The following is an 18,413-nucleotide window of genomic DNA, read 5'->3' on the forward strand; positions in this document are numbered from 1 at the left end:
ACTAAAAGACTTACCTCCAACCAGTGATATAACTCGGCGTGAGAGTAAGACCCTACATAACTAATAAAGGTATAAACCATGATTGGTACAGCGTTAAGTGTAAGCGCAAAACGCGCAATGCTTCTTGGATCGGGTGAATTAGGCAAGGAAGTGGCTATCGAACTGCAGCGCTTTGGTATCGAAGTGATTGCTGTTGACCGCTATGCCAATGCGCCAGCAATGCAGATAGCTCACCGCAGTCATGTCATCAACATGCTTGATGCCGCAGCACTCGAGCAAGTGATTGCGCTTGAGAAGCCTGACTTAGTGATCCCAGAGCTTGAAGCTATTGCCACTCAAACGTTAGTTGAGCTAGAGGCTAAAGGGGTCAACATTGTCCCCACGGCTAAAGCAACTCAATTAACGATGGATAGAGAGGGGATCCGACGCCTCGCCGCTGAGACGTTAGCAATCCCCACTTCAGCATACTTCTTCTGCGACACACAAACGCAATTCAAACAAGCCATAGCAACAATTGGTTTACCTTGTGTGGTCAAGCCCGTAATGAGTTCATCCGGTAAAGGGCAAAGTGTTATTCGCACTGAGTCACAAATAGATGCCGCTTGGATTTACGCACAGGAAGGCGGCAGAGCGGGTGGTGGTCGAGTGATTGTTGAAGGCTTTATCGCCTTTGATTATGAGATCACCCTACTGACCATCAACGCCGTTAACGGGATCCACTTCTGTGATGCCATTGGTCATCGTCAAGAAGCGGGTGACTACCGAGAATCTTGGCAGCCGCAGGTGATGTCAGATATCGTAACAGCCAAAGCCCAAGAAATAGGCAAAAAGGTGGTTCAAGCACTCGGTGGCTACGGCTTGTTTGGCGTCGAACTGTTTATTAAGGGTGATGCTGTGTATTTTTCAGAAGTGTCACCACGACCGCACGATACCGGCATGGTTACTATGATCAGCCAAGACTTGTCTGAATTCGCGCTGCACGTTCGTGCAATATTGGGCTTACCTATCAGCAATATCGTACAACATGGGCCCAGTGCATCGGCTGTGATCCTGGCAGAAGGTCATTCAAACAACATTCAATTTTCAGGGATTGCAGAGGCTTTGGTTGCACCTAATACCCAAGTTAGATTATTTGGCAAACCTGAGATTGATGGCAGCAGACGATTGGGTGTGGCATTAGCCAGAGACACCACGATTGAACGAGCAGTAGAGAAAGCCCTTGCCTCGGCCAATAAAATTAACGTCATTCTCTAGAAAAGTTTGTAATAAACAGTTCTGCAGTAAAAAGCCCTTTATGTAACGCGACATAAAGGGCTTCAATATTCTGACTGGCAATCACCGCTAGTTAACCGTATTAACGGCATCGCCATTTAAAAAACCGCTAAGATTATTAACCGCAATATTGAGCAGATTCTGTCTAGCTTCGATTGTTGCCCATGCATTATGCGGTGAAATGCTAATGTTGGGCGCTTTAAGCAGAGGGTTGTCCTTTTGAGGAGGCTCAGTCGACAACACATCTACGCCGCTAAAAGCAATCTGCCCTTGCGCTAACGCATCAGCCAACGCTGACTCATCAACTAAGCCACCGCGAGCAGTATTAATTAACATTGCTGTGGGCTTCATCTGCTTTAACACACTGCGATTAATCAGCTTATCGGTAGCCGTCGTTAAAGGACAATGTAGCGAAACAATATCAGAATCCATAAACAAGCTATCTTGCGTAACCCAAGTGCACCCAGCAGGAAGTACTAGCTTAGCGTTACGAGTATTCACGATGACTTGCATACCGAATGCCAGCGCGATTTGGGCTACCGCTTGGCCGATATCACCAAAACCGACTAAGCCTAATGTCTTGCCCTTTAGCGACTGCAGTGGCGATAAAGTAAAACAAAAATCTTCACTTAATGACCATTTCCCCTGCATCACAGCATCTGAGTGACGTGCTACCTGTTGAGTCGCATGGAGGATATGGGCAAATACCATCTGGGCGACGGCATCAGGCCCATAACCCGGCACATTGGTCACTAGGATCCCAAGTGCGGTAGCAGCCTTGATATCAACAACATTTGTCCCAGTGGCAAGCACACCTACATATCTAAGCTTGGGTAATTGCTTAAGCGTGTTTTCATCGAGTACGGTTTTATTGGTCAGCAACACTGCGGCATCTTTGCTGCGAGCAAGGACATCTTGTGGTGCGGTCCGTTCAAAACAGGTCAGCTCACCCATTGCAGCAAGAGGTTTCCAACAAAGGTCCCCCGGATTCAGTGTGTAGCCATCTAAAATAACTATCTGCATCTATTACTCTCATGTTGAGGTTTAGCTTCCAAACGCATTGTCATCATTTGCCTTAAAACTTAAGACTTGCCCCTATATTAGCTTGGCCTTGCCACATGATGTCCGTCTGAATATTCCAAAGACAGCCCTGTCCACTGCAAAACAGTTCATTATTCGAATTTACAAAGGTCGCGTAACCCTTAACCTCTGCGAACAACGAAAATGCACTGGTGACTTGATACTCTACGCCCCCTCCTAATGCGACTGAAAATCGGGTCTCATTTGAGTAGGCGCCACTGGGTCTCATTTGAGTTAACCCCAAACTGGTAGTGACATAAGGTTTAACGTCTTTCATTGGAAAATACAGAGTGCCGCCGACATGAAAATAGTCAACATCCATTTTAGTGATAACATCGGGACTGAAAGTGCCGCTGGCACGTAAATCAGTCGATTGATGACTATAAAGCAGGTAAACATTACCAGGATCTTTAGTCGTAAAACCTAACATCACGCCATAGTTCTCAGCTTCAGACACTTTGACGGTGCCATTATCTTCACTTTGGGTGCTGTAAATATCGAAATCACTCGCACCGAAGCTGTAACCACCAAAGGGGGCGACATAGACTTCAGCCACTGCGGGCAAAGAAAAAAACGCGGTCAATACAAATGCTAGGCTTTTTCTCATAACAGATCCTTCTCGTTAATCATTATTATGCAGGGTTAGCGCATACCTCTATCACTCTTAACCCTATCATAAGCTGCTTGAATATCTTGAGCTTTTGTTTTTGCCAGCTCCATCATTTCTGCAGGTAGCCCTTTAGCGACTAATTTGTCAGGATGATGCTCATTCATTAATTTGCGATAAGCTCTTTTAATATCTTGGTCAGACATCGACTCTTCCATACCTAAAACATCATAAGCGTCTTCAACTGAAGTATGATTACCACTGCCACCATTTCGATGGAAGTTGAACTCCGCCTGCCAGCGCGCAAGTAAATCGTCTAATTGCTTTTGGCTGAAGCCTAACTCTTTAGCAATGGTCGATAGAATTGAATGCTCTTTAGGGTCCAAGGTGGCATCTGATAACGCCGTTTGAATTTGGATTTCTAAAAACATCTGTAATACTTCTTTGCGCCCCATTGAGATCAATCTGAAGGTTTTCAGGCAGGCATGGATATCAAAGTTACTTTCCTTTCCTTCTCTAAAGGCGGCTTGCGCATCCGCTCTAGCCTCGCCACTGAGTCGCATTTGATCCATCAACGCATTGGCGATCCGAATATCAACTTCGGTTACTTGCCCAGATGCTTTCGCCACATGCCCCATTACAGCAAAAGTGGTATTAAAAAATAGCGCTTGTCGCTTACTGCTATTGCCAATGCCTGCCCGCTGGCTCTGACGGCGATCGTACATATGCCCAAGCCACAAGCCGAAAACGCCGCCACCGATACGACCAAACATAAACCCGATAATAAAACCGAAAACTTTACCCCAAATTCGCATTACTTACCCTTTTGTATTTCACGTGTTTCAATTTGTGCCAAACGCTCTACCGTGCCAACATCGCACCAATAATGATCAAAATAATCACCCATGACTTGCCCATTCGCCATAGCTTCTCGCAGCAACGGCGCAAGCGCAAATGCTTGCGCTGAGACTTGAGTAAACATATCTGGGTGATAAACGCCCATCCCCGAAAAAGTGAGCTTATTTTCCCCGAACATTGAAACCTTGCCATTCAATAGCGCGAAGTCGCCCTGTGGATGTTGAATGGGATTATCGACTAACCAAAGATGCGCCAGTTCTCCTGATGCTAAGCTTTCGATTTTAGGCAGCACATCAATAAAGACGTCACCGTTAATCACAAAAAATGGCTCATCACCGAGTAAAGTTAACGCTTTTTTAATTCCACCACCGGTTTCTAAAGCCTGCGTTTCCTCACTATAAGAGATTTTCAGCCCCCATTTAGCACCATCACCTAATGCCGACACCAGCTTATGGCCGAGCCACGCATGATTAATGATCACTTCTTTAAAGCCAGCCAGCGCTAGCTTTTCCAGGTGATATACAATCAGCGGTTTGCGCGCCACTTCAACCAAAGGTTTTGGTAGGCTATCGGTTAACGGACGTAGTCTTTCGCCACGTCCAGCCGCTAAAATCATTGCTTTCATTTTTTAGCCTTCACTGCGGGGATAATGACATTTCCAATCCATTGGCTAAATCTACTCAGCTCAGGATAACGACTCGCTATATCGCGAACATATTCCAATGTTAACGGAATATCGGCCATATAGGCAGGCTTGCCATCACGGTAATTTAGTCTCGCGAATATCCCTGCAGCTTTGATATGTCGTTGCAGTCCCATCAAGTCAAACCAGCGCTGATATTGTGAAAAACTGACCTCAACAGGCAATAACTGCGCTTCAATCACTTGCTTGTAGTGAATAAGCATGAGTTCATTGACGTTATCTTCAGGCCAGCGAATGTAACAGTCGCGTAATAATGAAACCGCATCATAGGTCACAGGGCCAATAACAGCATCTTGGAAGTCGATAACCCTTAACTCATCATCTTGCAGCATGATATTACGACTATGGTAATCCCGATGCATGCCGACTTGAGGCTGCTGCCTAACATTTTCGGTTAGCACCTGAAAGGCCATATCAGTCTGAGCTCCTACCTCATCACTCGATAATCCAAGGTGATGCACTGCTAGCCACTCAGTAAATATATTCAATTCCCGAAGCACAAATTCATCGTCATAAATGGGCAATGGTGCTTGGTCAGTCGCGATGACTTTAGCGATATCGTTTAGCAATAATAACGCTTGTTGGTAGTACTGCCTTAGATTGCTGGGGTTCAATACCGATAATAACTGCACATCACCGAGATCGCTAAGCAACATAAAACCTTGCTTAGTATCACTGCAGATCACTTTAGGCACAGGTATTCCGGATCTTGAATAACTTTCAGCTATTTGTATAAACGGTGTAATTGGCACCAGTTTAGGGGGTGAATCAACTACAATATAAGAAACTGAGCCAACAACAACTCGAAAGTAACGTCTAAAACTGGCGTCTCCCGAAATAAGTTCCGGTGACACATTGGTGCTAAAATACTGGTTTACCCATGCATTTAACTGAAGAAATCTAGGATCTGACAAGGGCACCTCATGGCTCTCAAGAAGAAATTGCTTTATTATAACGACAAAATGGAAACAGCTAAGCGATTGAAACAAATTATTTGGCTGAGTTGCCCAAGAAAGGGTTCAACTTTTCTCTTCTTCAATAGTCCAAACTAAGAAATCATAATTAATTGACCTAAGATGCAGATCCGTTATTTTCTGGCCTTGAGCCTGCTTCCCCAATTTGCCTTGGCAAATGACGCCAATACTGCAACTGTTGAAAGTTCACAGTGCGTTATTGAGCCTCCTGTTAAGCCTTATGTACCTCTGTATGATTTAGATAATCCAGCAGATCTTGAACGTATCTCCATTATTTCTGACCGCTCTGAAGCGCAAATGGGCAAACAAGCTAAATTCAATGGCGATGTTAGCTTCAGTCAAGGTGGCAGAAACATCTCCGCTGACGAAGCGATTCTTGATCAAGAAGCTGAAGAACTAGCCGCTAACGGTAATTTAGTATTTCAAGATGAACTTTTCACCGTCACAGCCGACTCTTTAGTTGCAAAAATGCGCAGTAATAGCGCGACGTTACTAGGCGCTAAATATTGGCTTAATGGCCAACAGATCCATGGCGATGCCAATAAGTTAGAGATCACCAAAGAAAACAACTTGTTGATGTCGAAAACCAATTTTACAACTTGTCCCACTGACTCACCGGCATGGTTGTTAGAAGCGGATAGAATCAAAATTGACAGTAAAGAAGAGTGGGGAGAGATTTGGGACGCCAAGCTAAAAATTGGTGGTGTACCAATTATGTATATCCCATACATGACGATTCCCGTCTCAGATAAACGAAAATCTGGTTTTTTATTCCCATCCTTTAGTACCAGTACTACTAACGGTTTTGAAGTCGCGACACCTTATTATTGGAATATCGCGCCAGAGTTCGATCTAACATTTACACCTAACTACATGTCTGCTCGCGGTTTATATACTAAAACCGAATTTAGATATCTCGCTGGCGACAAGCAACAAGGTCAACTGAACTTTGAATTTTTGCCTGACGATGACAAGTTAACCAATAGCCCTAACCGTTACCTTTACCATTGGGAACATAGTGGTGCGATAGACAAAAACTGGCGCGTATTGGCAAATTATACCGACGTATCAGACAACAACTATTTCAATGACCTGAATTCAGATGTGCAGCGCGCTACCGATAATCAATTGACCCGTATTGGTGAAATTAGTTATTTTGAAGAAAATTGGGATATTAGTGCTCGCGTACAAGACATCAAAGTCCTTGGAGAGGAAGAAAAACCTTACCAAGTGATGCCACAGTTCACGTTTAACTACCGCGCACCTGAATATTGGAATGGTTTTGATATTAACTTGATGAGTGAAGTCACCAATTTTTCACATCAAGATAGTGAATACTCGACAGCAACACGTTTGCATATTGAGCCCAGTATCTCCTATCCAATACATGGTCCAGCGGGCTCATTGACGAGCGAAGTCAAACTGCTGCAAACCAATTATGTACAAGATGACAACTCCAATCTTTCAAGCTCGACACTTGATGACAAAGTCAATCGCACCTTGCCGCAAGTACGAATTCACGGCCAAATTAATTTTGAGCGCTTCACTGACTATTTCAATACGAACTACCGTCAAACCTTGGAGCCTCAATTCCAATACTTGTATGTGGGTTATGAAGACCAATCTAACATCGGTATTTATGACACTGCACAGTTGCAAGACGACTATAACGGACTCTTTCGTGAACGCCGCTTTTCAGGCTTAGATCGTATTGCTGATGCCAACCAGTTTACGTTAGGTTTAACCACCAAGCTGTTTGATGATCAAAACAAAGAAGTGTTCAAATTTAGCTTGGGACAAATAATTTACCTAGAAGATAGCCGTGTAGGCCTTAATGACGTTAATGGCAGCTCTGATAGCTTTGTTCAAGAAAACACTTCAAATTCTGCCCTTGCTGCAGAACTAAGCACCCAGCTTTATTCTGATTGGTTCTTAAGTGGCTCGATTCAATACGACGCCAAAGAGAGTGAGAATAAGAAGAGTGAGCTCACCGTTGATTATCGCCCAGGCAAGAATAAGCTACTGCAAGCAAGTTATCGATACGTACCCGATCTGCTAAACACCAATACCAACGAGTCAGTTGATATAAAGCAAGTCGGCTTAAGAGGTGCATGGCCAATTAATGACAGCTTATATTTGGTTGGAAACTGGTATTATGACCTCAATGAAAGCCGCAGCGTTGAAACCTATACCGGATTTCAATATGAATCTTGTTGCTGGGCACTGCGTTTGAGTTATCATTACCGCATTAAGACCAATTACATTGACGAAGACAACCCAGTCAATGATACTCGAGAACTATTTGAAAGCGGTGTTTACCTGAATTTTGTGATTAAAGGTTTAGGTGGCTCAGGTCCGTTAGGGGTCTCCGATATGCTTAATGATGGCCTCTTTAACTATCGCAAACCACTTTATTTAAAGAACTAAATTAACAAAATTAGCTAAAATGCTGAACCTAGCCGATGACAAGCAGTCAAAGCAGGATAAAAGAATCATTAACCCAGTATGAAAATACTGTAAATGACATCATAAATGCCAAGGATTTTTGTGGATGAAACGCTGTAACCGATTGATTTTTGCTTTACTAACATTGGCGATGAGCCAACTTGTTCACGCTGCGGTTGAACCATTAGATCGCGTCACAGTGCAAATTAATGAAGGCATCATTTTAGAAAGTGAAGTTGCTGGGATGGTCAAAACCATTAAAGCCAATGCCGCTACCGCAGGGCAAAAGCTACCATCAGATACTGCACTGCGAACACAGGTTATTGAACGCCTTATTTTGACTCGCTTGCAGATGCAGATGGCTGACCGTATCGGTCTTCATATTGGTGATCTCCAGTTAGACCAGACTATTGATAATATCGCTAAAGAGCAAAAATTAACTGTTGAGCAGATGAAAGCCCAAATCGAACTTGATGGCACCTCTTTTGCGCAATATCGTGAACAGCTGCGTGAGGAAGTGACCTTAGGTGAAATCCAACGTATTCAGGTGCAACGACGGATCCAAGTTTCGCCGCAAGAAATTAACAACCTAGTCAGCTTGATTAACGAGCAAGGCTTGAAAGATGTAGAATTCCAGATTGGTCATATCTTAATCGATGTTGCAAACAATGCTACGAGCGCTGAGCTTGAAGCATCAAGTAAAAGAGCGGCTACGGTATTAAAACGCTTAAACGATGGCGATGACTTTAGAAGTATAGCCATTGCAGCATCTGCAGGTCCAAAAGCACTTGAAGGTGGTCTTTGGGACTATATGAACATCAACGAAATGCCAACGCTTTTCGCTGAAGTTGTTAGCGATGCAAAAGTCGGTGATATAATAGGTCCAATTAAGAGTGGTGCAGGTCTTCATATCCTAAAAGTCATGGATGCACGAGGCTTACAGACTCAAGAAGTTAAAGAGGTAAGATCACGTCATATACTATTGAAGCCATCTCCGATCCTGTCGGAAGAACGTGCCAAAGGTATGATGGACAGATTCTTAGCTCAAATCCGTTCTGGTGAAGCTAAATTTGAAGATCTAGCACACCAATATTCAGAAGATCCGGGGTCTGCGGCTAAAGGTGGTGAACTTGGTTGGGCAGATCCAAACGTCTACGTACCTGCGTTTTCCCAAACGTTGAATGCGCTTGAAGTTGGTGAAATTAGTGAACCATTCCGCTCAACACACGGCTGGCACATTACTCAACTGGAAGAGAAGCGCGTTACTGATGCAACCGATAAATTTAATACAAACCGAGCTCATCAGTTAATATATCGTCGTAAATTTAACGAAGAATTACAGAACTGGTTAGATGAAATGCGCAGTGAAGCATTTATCGATATATTCGAGCCGGAACCGAATCGAGGTTAACCATATTGTCGACTAAACGAATCGCTATTACGCCGGGTGAACCGGCGGGTATAGGCCCCGATTTAGTGATACAACTAGCTCAGCAGGCTTGGCCTGCTGAGCTAGTTGTTTGTGCTGATCCGGAACTATTACAAACTCGAGCCAAAAAGCTTGGGTTATCAATTCAACTGCGACCTTACCAGCCAAATCAGCCTCCTAAAGCTCAAGAAGCCGGTACGCTTACCATAGTTCCATTTACTTTGGAGAGCGAAGCGGTGTGCGGCAAACTTAATGAGAAAAACAGCCATTATGTTGTCGATACACTGCGTTTTGCAGGTGAGAAAAACATGGTTGGCGAATTTGATGCTGTGGTTACTGGTCCCGTGCATAAAGGGATTATTAACCAAGCAGGCATCCCATTTAGCGGCCATACTGAGTTTTTTGCTAACCAAGCAAATTGCCAAGATGTCGTCATGATGCTTGCAGCTCCTGGTTTACAGGTTGCACTTGTCACCACACATATTCCACTGGCTTATGTTGCAAAGGCAATTACTCGAGACCGGTTACACCAGATAGTCAAAATTCTACACAAGGATCTTGTTGAAAAATTTGCTATCCCTTCACCTAAGATTTATGTCTGTGGCTTAAATCCGCATGCGGGTGAAGACGGTCATTTAGGCAGAGAAGAGATTGATATCATCATACCTGCGCTCGAAGAGTTGCGAGCGTTAGATATGAATATTATTGGTCCACTGCCTGCTGACACAATATTTCAACCCAAATACTTAGAAGATGCTGATGTGGTACTCGCGATGTACCACGATCAAGGCCTTCCAGTACTAAAAGCTAGAGGCTTTGGCAGTTCAGTCAATATTACTCTAGGATTACCCTACATAAGAACATCGGTCGACCACGGTACGGCCTTAGAGCTTGCAGGCACTGGTTCTGCTGATATTGGTAGTTTTGTCTGTGCATTAAATAGAGCCATTGATTTGGCTGCAAAGAATTAGTGAAAAAGTTATCTCATGAGTAATAAAGTACATTTAGGCCATACGGCTAGAAAACGCTTCGGTCAGAACTTCTTGACCGATCAGAACGTGATCAATCGAATCGTCGGTGCTATTTCGCCAGATAACGATCACGTTATGGTTGAAATTGGTCCAGGCTTGGCAGCGCTTACTGAGCCCGTTGCTAGCGGTATCGACAAGTTAACAGTCGTCGAGTTAGATAAAGATTTAGTTGAGCGTCTAAAAAAACATCCGACGCTAAAAGATAAGCTTGAGATCCACCAAGGTGATGCTCTTGACTTTGATTTTAAACAGTTAGTACGTGAAGATATGCAGATGAAAGTGTTTGGTAATCTGCCATATAACATCTCTACGCCACTAATGTTTCATCTATTTGAGTTTGCACAGTACATCGAAAATATGCACTTCATGCTACAAAAAGAGGTGGTATTAAGATTGTCGGCAAGCCCAGGCACTAAAGCCTACGGCCGCCTTACTGTGATGGCACAATATCATTGCCAAATCATGCCAGTGTTGGAAGTTCCACCAGAGTCTTTTACTCCGGCACCAAAAGTAGACTCGGCGGTAGTACGTCTAGTGCCTTTTAAAGTCAAACCCTTCCCTTGTAAAGATGTGGAAATGTTAAGGCATTTGACAACAACCGCCTTTAATATGCGTCGTAAGACATTGAGGAATAATCTCAAACACATGTTAACTGATGACGAGTTCGCGCAGCTTAATATCGACCCTACATTGCGACCAGAGCAAATAAGTGTTGAACAATACGTTGCTATGGCAAACTTGTTCATCGACAAGCAAGTGTAAGTTTTACCCGCAACAATGGCTAAAAACAATTTGAAAGGGCATTAATTTGCCCTTTCTATTTTCTGCGATTCAAACCACATTCTCTATCAATTACAAACTACTCCCATTACTATACTGTTAACTCATTCCAGATTTTTCATACTTGAGGCTAAACATGACCCAGAGTACGACATCCGTAAAAGTTGAAGTCAAAACGGAATATATTGAAGCCCAGTCGACCCCAGAGGAAGAGAAGTATTTATTCAGCTATACCATCACCATTATTAATCTCGGTGACCAAGACGTAACCCTAAAAAGCCGCCATTGGTGTATCACCGATGCCAACGGACGTAAAAGTGAAGTCCAAGGGGCGGGAGTCGTTGGTGAAACCCCAACCATAAAGCCAAACACTGCGTATCAATATACAAGCGGCACAGTACTGGAAACACCATTCGGGGTCATGGAGGGTAGCTACACCATGCAAAAAAGTAATGGTGATGAGTTTAAAGCACCAATTTCAGCATTTAGTCTTGCCATTCCTGGCTTGCTTCATTAAGGGTTTTATTGTTACATGGCAAATTATTTTGTAGGAGATGTTCAAGGCTGTTTTGACGAGCTGGAATTAGTACTCAATAAAGTGGGGTTTAACCCTTCAATAGATTGCCTATGGGCTGTAGGTGACTTGATTGCACGTGGTCAGGGATCGCTGCAAACCCTACAATATTTTAAGTCATTGCAAGGCTCAGCAAAGGTGGTGCTCGGTAACCACGATCTCCATTTACTTGGGGTGCATGGAAAAATAAAACGCGCTAACCCCAAAGATAATTTAGGCGAGTTGTTAGCCTCTCCTGATATAGGCGCGTTGGTTGACTGGTTGCGTCTTCAGCCACTTTATCAAGAATATCCCGAGCAGAACATATTAATGACCCATGCCGGTATCCCACCACAATGGGATCTCAGCACACTAAGAAACAAAGCTGATATCGTCGCAGAAGCACTGCAACAGCCTGATTACTTAACCGCTTTGATTGCAAAAATGTACACTAACTCAGTTGCTCACTGCAGTGATGACTTATCTGAGCTAGATAAGAAAATATATACCATTAACGCACTGACACGCATGCGTTATCTCTACCCCGACGGCCGTCTAGATTTTGACTGCAAATTGCCCATAGAACAATGTGATAATTCTCAACTGTCACCTTGGTTCACCCATCAGGCCATACTTCGCCCTGAACATACACTGGTCTTTGGCCACTGGGCAGCAATTATGGGCGAAGTAAACTCTCCAGCACTACAAGCGCTCGACACAGGCTGTTGTTGGGGAGAACATTTAACCCTGTGGCACTTAGAGTCAGACCAGAAAATAACTCAAAATAAGTTAAAAGAAAGTTAAACTTAACGCGCTTACGGTCGATATAACATAATAGCGCGCCTTCCAATGTGATTGTTGTCACCTAGCAGAATAAAATAATAATAAACGGAGCTTCTATGAAATTAAATGTTGCCACTAGAGTGATTGGAGGGTTTACAGTTGTGACCTTCCTGCTTATCGTATTAGGTACCGCATCATGGTTTACCAATAATAAGCTAAAAACCAGTACGACATTATTGCAAGAGCTCAGCCTGCCAGCTTTAGAATCGAGTAACCTTCTTTCCCAAACCTTATCTCAGCAAGAGAAGCAAATTTTAGTTGCGTACCACAGCCCAGATAGCAAAGCGGTACCGGCAATTAAATCTCAGTTTGCATCAGCAAGTAGAACCTTCTCACAAGAGCTAAGCACATTAACCACTTTAGTGAGTGATAAAAGTGATTTTAGCCAAGTCATTAGAAAACTAAAAAGTAGCTATAGTCAGTTTAAAAATGAAAGCGAAAACATGATTGCTACTCATGAAAATGCACTCATAACTCAATCCCAAATTACAAACAAATACGATGCAGTTGAAATGGCTGTCGATGATAGCGCGTCTCTTTTACTCGACCTTATCGATATGGAGTTGAGCGAAGACATCATCCAACAAGAGATAGCCGCCACAGCAAGTGCATTAGATTCAAGCTTAAGCGGTATCGTCAGTACTAGCTTTGATTTGATTGGCACCACTGACAAATCAAAATTTAATACCATTTCTAAAGAGCTCGATTACATCGTCAGTGACACCAAAAGTAGACTGAAATATGTGACATCCCACTGGGAAGGTGTTGTCGAAGCAGATCTCATTGATGAGATTAATGTTGAAGCGGCAAAAGTATTTATACTCGTCAAAGGTAACAACTCTTTAATTGACTTAAAAGCCAAAGAGATTGAGCTCATTAGCAAAGCGTCTCTTTTACTCAGTGCCGTTGATAAGGAAGCGAGTAACGTCAACAAGCAGATGACAAGCCTTACCTCTCTCATCGAGTCATTCTCCAAAGACGTCAGCGAGAGTGCAATAAAAGATATCGATAGTGCCAGCATACAAACACTGATCTTAGTGATCATTGCCATTCTAGTGGCCATTGTGGTCAGTATTGCTGTCGTTCGTCCGCTTAGCCGTTCATTAGACAAAATTAATCACGCGCTCAATGTGCTCGCATCAGGCGATCTAACTCATAAGCTCGATGATTCAGGGCATGATGAGTTTGCTAAATTGTCAGCCAACTGCAACAAACTTGTCGACAGTTTACGTGCTCTCATCCAAGGTATACTTGACCGCTCTGACCAACTTGCAGCCGCGGCAGAAGAAACCTCAGCCATTACTGCCCAAACAACAGTAGGCATTCAAGAGCAGAAGAGCCAAGTGGATCAAGTCGCTACTGCAACCACTCAGCTAAGCTCTAGTGCGCTGCAAGTGACAGCGAGTGCAGATGAAGCTTTAAGCCAGATAAAAGCGGCTGACGATGAAAGCCAGCATATGCGCCTCATCGCTGATGAAAACAAGCGCACCATATTGGCATTAGCTGATGAAGTATCAAAGGCTGGAGTGGTGATTAATAAGGTTCATGCCGATAGCGCTTCAATAGGCTCTATATTGGATGTGATTAGAGCCATTGCAGAACAAACTAACTTGCTAGCACTAAATGCTGCAATTGAAGCTGCACGTGCAGGAGAGCAAGGCAGAGGCTTCGCAGTGGTAGCAGATGAAGTGCGTAGTCTTGCCTCTAGAACTCAAGATTCAACCCAAGAGATCCAGCAGATGATTGAAGTACTACAACAAGGTACTCAAGAGGCTGTCGCGGTTATGGAGCTTGGTCGTTCACAAGCAAAATCCTGTGTTGATAAAACAGAACAAGCAAACAACGCCCTTGAAAGTATCAGTAATGCTGTTCACAAAGCTCACGACTCTGGCACCCATATTGCCCATGCGGCGCAAGAACAAAATCTGGTCAGTCAACAAGTCTCAGAAAAGCTAGAACACATCGCGGCGATTTCAGAAGAAACTTCAACGGGTGCAGATCAAACGGCGCAGTCTAGCCATCAAGTTGCACAACTAGCAGAAGAGCTACAAGCCTCAGTGAAAGAATTTAAAGTTTAATAACTTTTACAATTTAAAAAGGAGGACTGTTTTGCAGTCCTCCTTTTTTATCGTTAAATTATTTGGTTTCAATATTGGTAGCGATTAAATATCCGCCACAATGAATGTTACACCAAATAAATACCTTCAAGACGGAGAGCACTTCAATCAACATAAGCCCGACTGCATTAATATGTTTATACCAATTACATTAAACCGTTATTATTGGTGCTAAGTGACAAATATAAAAAAACCGGGAAAGTCCCGGTTTCTTATATTTATATACGTCGAAAAGTAGAATTAACCGCCAGCTAAACGTTCTTTAATCGCTGTCGTAATTTCACTGGCTGAATGGCCATTACTTTCAGCCCATGCAGCGATAGTAAGGCCGTCACTTTCAGCTTTACCTAGGTTAGATACAGGCAGTCTCTTTGTGACAAAGGTACCTACTGCATTAGAGCCATTCTTCATAGCCACTCTCAGCAAGCTATCACCATTACATGAAACACCATCATATATATTACGCAATTTAACGCGGCTTTCTTTTAGCTTCTTACGCAAACGGTTTTTATCATCACTGACAACATAGTTACAAATATTGGCAGCTAATTGATCTTGGTTTGCTAAGGCTGGAGTTGAAATCGATATTGAAGATGCCACAATCAGTGTAGCGATGCTCATAGATAACAAGCGCATCAGACACTCCTTATTATTTTAGTTTTTATTTATTATATTAAGAAAGCACTTATCGATATGCTTTCTTTATTATTACAACAGGGTACTAAACAACCCGCCTAATTTAACACTTTTTAACCATTTTGATAAAGCTATATTCCAATTGTTTGCCACTTATAGCTACATCTCTCGACATTTCCAACCAAGATCCATCATCCCAATGCGGGAAATAGGTATCGCCTTCGACATCCAGTGAAATTTCAGTTAAATATAAAACATCCGATAGACACAAAAGGCTTGTGTAAAGTTGACCGCCTCCGATAACAACCAGCTCTTCACAGTCGCCTGCAGCGAGCTTAGCATCCTCAAAACAGGTCACCGTAGTGACACCGTCTATGGCCAAATCTGCTTGGCGACTGATCACTATATTATGCCTACCTGGCAGCGGCCGACCAATTGACTCATAGGTCTTTCGCCCCATCACAATAGGCTTACCTAAGGTTACGGCCTTAAAATGGCGTAGATCTTCTGGGAGGTGCCATGGCATCTTGTTGTCTTTACCAATAACGCGGTTATTCGCCATAGCGGCAATCATAGCAATTTTCAAAATACTTCCTTTTACATTTTGTTAGATGACTGGACGCGAGCGAAAATAAAGTAAGCTTGGCATAGCAAGGCCGACAGATAGTGCGCCGAGAATGAATACAGTTTTAAGCCCATTACTGATGACTTCTGATATCAGTTCCGGGCTGACATGGGATTGTGCCGTCAATTGGACTAATGCTATCACGGTATTAAATGCGTAGGAGCCAGGGATCATCGGAATGATCGCTGCAACAGCGTACATCAAAGGTGGCGCGAGATGACGCTTAGCAAAACCTATTGTAACAATCCCTACAAGCGCAGCTGCAAAGAATGTTGCCCATTCAATAGGCAGTCCTAGACTTAACCACATCGTGCGGCTGCCATGCCCTAGTGCTCCTGCTATCGCACAAAAAGGCAGGAAACGACGCGGTACATTAAACAGCATCGCAAATCCAACGGCAGGAATCGCTGAAAACACGGCATCGTTTAACATGCTTAGAATAAGCGACATCATAAAAACAGCCCGCCTATTTGCATTGCCATAGTGATCCCTATTACTGACGATACCGTCAGTAATGTTGCGTGGCCCCAACGCGAAATACCCACGTTTAGGTGTCCCTTTACCATATCTGATATAGCATTTATCATCGGAAAGCCTGGCACAAGCATCAATACACTCGCGGCCATGGGTAACTTGGGCGTGTCAGTTAAATCAAATTGGTAACCCGTTTGCGCAATGATAGTCGTAACGAATGCTGTAACACTGAAATTGAGGAGTAAATTGAAATGACGTTTAGCGATAGAAAGTCGAACAAACATACCGATAGCTGAGGCTAAAAACGTAATCAGGCAAGCCGTAATGTCCCCCCCGAATAGGTGACAAAAACTAGCGCAAGATAAGCCAATCATAGGTACTACATATTTTGCTGGATAAGTCTTAGGTTCGATGCGACTGACACGTTTACGCACTTCATGCAGGCCGTATATGCCTTTTTCGGTCAACAGACAGATACGTTGAAGCTCGCATACAATGGTCATATTAATACCATGCTCACGCGTTCGTCTGGTTGTGGTTATGCAGCGCCCATGAACAAGGCTAGTTAAAACGAGGCAGTTGGAGGAGATAGATATTTCGACACTGGCTAGGCCTAAAGCATAGCCTAAGCGCTGACTAATCTCTTCAACAAGTTCAGAGTCAGCGCCATAAGCTAGAAGAAGTTGAGCAACCCTAACAACTTGACGTGTAATATCATTTTGTGTGTCGGCGTACAATTCTCAACATCCTCAATTGAAACTATCTATCTTTGATAGATAACCTCAACATCATAATCGTCTTCATCAAAATCGTCGTCATCATCGTCAGCGACATAATCTTCGTTAACTGATTCGTTAGCATTTTGATGGTAATTATCCCACTTAAACTCAACTTCGGCTTCGACGTCAACTTTCTCTTCAGGAGGTAGCAACGCAATAAAGTCGAGCAACTTAAGTGCCAATTCAGCCGTACCTTCGCGGTTGTAAGCAGAAACAGTAAATACTTCGCCTTCCCACTCAAGTTCACTAACAATCTTATCGATTTTAACTTGCAGCTCTTCTTTGAGCATCAAATCGGATTTGTTAATGACTAACCAGCGTGGCTTGCCAGCAAGCTTAGGTGAATGCTTCTCTAGTTCAGCAACAATAGCACGTGCTGACTCTACAGGATTGCTACCATCGATAGGCTCAACATCCAAAATGTGCAACAGTACTCGGCAACGTTCTAAGTGCTTCAAGAATTGAACACCAAGACCAGCACCATCTGCAGCACCTTCGATTAAACCAGGAATATCCGCAATCACAAAACTTTGGCCAGGTCTTGGGTTAACAACACCAAGATTGGGCACCAACGTTGTAAAGGGATAATCTGCTACTTTTGGTCTTGCTTTTGATACTGCACGAATAAAAGTCGATTTACCCGCATTTGGCATACCCAGTAGGCCAACATCAGCAAGCAACAACAGCTCAAGTCTCAAGCTACGTACTTCGCCATCAGTACCTAATGTTTTTTGCCTAGGTGCACGGTTAGTACTGCTTTTAAAGCGCGTATTACCCATACCATGGAAACCACCTTTGGCCACAAGCATTTTCTGGCCGTGTATGGTTAAATCACCAAGAGTCTCTTCTGTCTCAGCATCTATTGCTCGTGTACCGACAGGTACTTTAAGCACTAGCTCATCACCGCCATGACCAGTACAGTCTCGACCACGACCGTTCTTACCGCGTTCGGCATTATGGAAGCGTTCAAACTGAAAGGTAATTAATGTGTTAAGGTTTTCGTCAGCCTGCAGATAAACACTGCCGCCATCGCCACCATCACCACCATCAGGTCCACCATCAGGAACATATTTTTCACGTCTAAAACTGACGCAACCACTACCACCATTACCCGCTTCAACACGGATAGTCGCTTCATCGACAAACTTCATACCAACTCCTGGCACCACAGAATGAAAGAATTATACTCTTAACGATTCTAGTCGCC

At 43.5% G+C, this 18,413-nt stretch carries 18 protein-coding genes; 8 read left to right on the top strand and 10 right to left on the bottom strand.

Features of this window, described 5'->3' with window-relative positions:
- Positions 1–78: 78 nt before the first annotated feature.
- Positions 79–1,254, top strand: a complete 1,176-nt coding sequence (gene purT, locus L2729_RS11010) for a formate-dependent phosphoribosylglycinamide formyltransferase (protein ID WP_248988317.1) — start codon at positions 79–81, stop codon at positions 1,252–1,254.
- An 87-nt stretch (positions 1,255–1,341) separates the two neighbouring features.
- Here purT and L2729_RS11015 read toward each other — a convergent pair whose 3' ends face one another.
- Genes L2729_RS11015 through L2729_RS11035 form a run of 5 tightly spaced genes read right to left on the bottom strand, consistent with a single transcriptional unit; the run spans position 1,342 to position 5,440 of the window.
- The gene (locus L2729_RS11015; RefSeq protein WP_248988318.1) at positions 1,342–2,295 is read right to left on the bottom strand and encodes a D-2-hydroxyacid dehydrogenase; all 954 of its coding nucleotides are present in this window, start codon (positions 2,293–2,295) and stop codon (positions 1,342–1,344) included.
- 52 nt (positions 2,296–2,347) lie between these two features.
- Positions 2,348–2,959: an outer membrane beta-barrel protein gene (locus L2729_RS11020; protein WP_248988319.1), complete on the bottom strand. Its 612-nt coding sequence runs from the start codon at positions 2,957–2,959 to the stop codon at positions 2,348–2,350.
- A gap of 35 nt (positions 2,960–2,994) precedes the next feature.
- Complete coding sequence (gene djlA / locus L2729_RS11025; protein WP_248988320.1) at positions 2,995–3,774, bottom strand: co-chaperone DjlA; 780 nt, start codon at positions 3,772–3,774, stop codon at positions 2,995–2,997.
- A complete protein-coding gene (gene murU / locus L2729_RS11030; RefSeq protein WP_248988321.1) occupies positions 3,774–4,442 on the bottom strand; it encodes an N-acetylmuramate alpha-1-phosphate uridylyltransferase MurU in 669 nt (222 codons plus the stop codon). Before murU ends, djlA begins: the two co-directional genes overlap by 1 nt.
- Positions 4,439–5,440: an aminoglycoside phosphotransferase family protein gene (locus L2729_RS11035; RefSeq protein WP_248988322.1), complete on the bottom strand. Its 1,002-nt coding sequence runs from the start codon at positions 5,438–5,440 to the stop codon at positions 4,439–4,441. Before L2729_RS11035 ends, murU begins: the two co-directional genes overlap by 4 nt.
- 156 nt (positions 5,441–5,596) lie before the next feature.
- Here L2729_RS11035 and lptD point away from each other — a divergent pair, with 156 nt between their 5' ends.
- The 7 genes from lptD to L2729_RS11070 all read left to right on the top strand — a co-directional run bounded on the left by lptD (position 5,597) and on the right by L2729_RS11070 (position 14,653).
- Complete coding sequence (gene lptD, locus L2729_RS11040; protein WP_248988323.1) at positions 5,597–7,921, top strand: LPS assembly protein LptD; 2,325 nt, start codon at positions 5,597–5,599, stop codon at positions 7,919–7,921.
- Between the two features lie 124 nt (positions 7,922–8,045).
- On the top strand, positions 8,046–9,350 hold the full coding sequence (surA, locus tag L2729_RS11045) for a peptidylprolyl isomerase SurA (protein WP_248988324.1): 1,305 nt from the start codon (positions 8,046–8,048) through the stop codon (positions 9,348–9,350).
- 5 nt (positions 9,351–9,355) lie between these two features.
- On the top strand, positions 9,356–10,339 hold the full coding sequence (gene pdxA, locus L2729_RS11050; RefSeq protein WP_248988325.1) for a 4-hydroxythreonine-4-phosphate dehydrogenase PdxA: 984 nt from the start codon (positions 9,356–9,358) through the stop codon (positions 10,337–10,339).
- 15 nt (positions 10,340–10,354) lie between these two features.
- Positions 10,355–11,161, top strand: a complete 807-nt coding sequence (rsmA, locus tag L2729_RS11055; protein ID WP_101091341.1) for a 16S rRNA (adenine(1518)-N(6)/adenine(1519)-N(6))-dimethyltransferase RsmA — start codon at positions 10,355–10,357, stop codon at positions 11,159–11,161.
- Between the two features lie 154 nt (positions 11,162–11,315).
- Positions 11,316–11,696 carry a Co2+/Mg2+ efflux protein ApaG gene (gene apaG / locus L2729_RS11060; RefSeq protein ID WP_248988326.1) on the top strand — a complete coding sequence of 127 codons (381 nt, stop codon included), beginning with the start codon at positions 11,316–11,318 and terminating at the stop codon, positions 11,694–11,696.
- Positions 11,697–11,711: 15 nt separating this feature from the next.
- On the top strand, positions 11,712–12,536 hold the full coding sequence (locus L2729_RS11065; RefSeq protein ID WP_248988327.1) for a symmetrical bis(5'-nucleosyl)-tetraphosphatase: 825 nt from the start codon (positions 11,712–11,714) through the stop codon (positions 12,534–12,536).
- A gap of 95 nt (positions 12,537–12,631) precedes the next feature.
- On the top strand, positions 12,632–14,653 hold the full coding sequence (locus L2729_RS11070) for a methyl-accepting chemotaxis protein (protein ID WP_248988328.1): 2,022 nt from the start codon (positions 12,632–12,634) through the stop codon (positions 14,651–14,653).
- Between the two features lie 279 nt (positions 14,654–14,932).
- Here L2729_RS11070 and L2729_RS11075 read toward each other — a convergent pair whose 3' ends face one another.
- From L2729_RS11075 to cgtA, 5 genes are all read right to left on the bottom strand, one after another.
- Positions 14,933–15,328: a DUF3718 domain-containing protein gene (locus L2729_RS11075; RefSeq protein WP_248988329.1), complete on the bottom strand. Its 396-nt coding sequence runs from the start codon at positions 15,326–15,328 to the stop codon at positions 14,933–14,935.
- A gap of 103 nt (positions 15,329–15,431) precedes the next feature.
- A complete protein-coding gene (locus tag L2729_RS11080) occupies positions 15,432–15,914 on the bottom strand; it encodes a dihydrofolate reductase (protein ID WP_248988330.1) in 483 nt (160 codons plus the stop codon).
- Positions 15,915–15,935: 21 nt separating this feature from the next.
- The gene (locus tag L2729_RS11085; RefSeq protein WP_101091335.1) at positions 15,936–16,406 is read right to left on the bottom strand and encodes a threonine/serine exporter family protein; all 471 of its coding nucleotides are present in this window, start codon (positions 16,404–16,406) and stop codon (positions 15,936–15,938) included.
- Entirely contained in the window at positions 16,403–17,164 is a 762-nt protein-coding gene (locus L2729_RS11090; protein WP_101091334.1) for a threonine/serine exporter family protein, read from the bottom strand. Before L2729_RS11090 ends, L2729_RS11085 begins: the two co-directional genes overlap by 4 nt.
- Positions 17,165–17,190: 26 nt before the next feature.
- Entirely contained in the window at positions 17,191–18,357 is a 1,167-nt protein-coding gene (gene cgtA, locus L2729_RS11095; protein WP_248988331.1) for an Obg family GTPase CgtA, read from the bottom strand.
- Positions 18,358–18,413 lie beyond the last annotated feature (56 nt).

Origin of the sequence: Shewanella gelidimarina, assembly GCF_023283945.1 — a bacterium.
GTDB lineage: Bacteria > Pseudomonadota > Gammaproteobacteria > Enterobacterales > Shewanellaceae > Shewanella > Shewanella gelidimarina.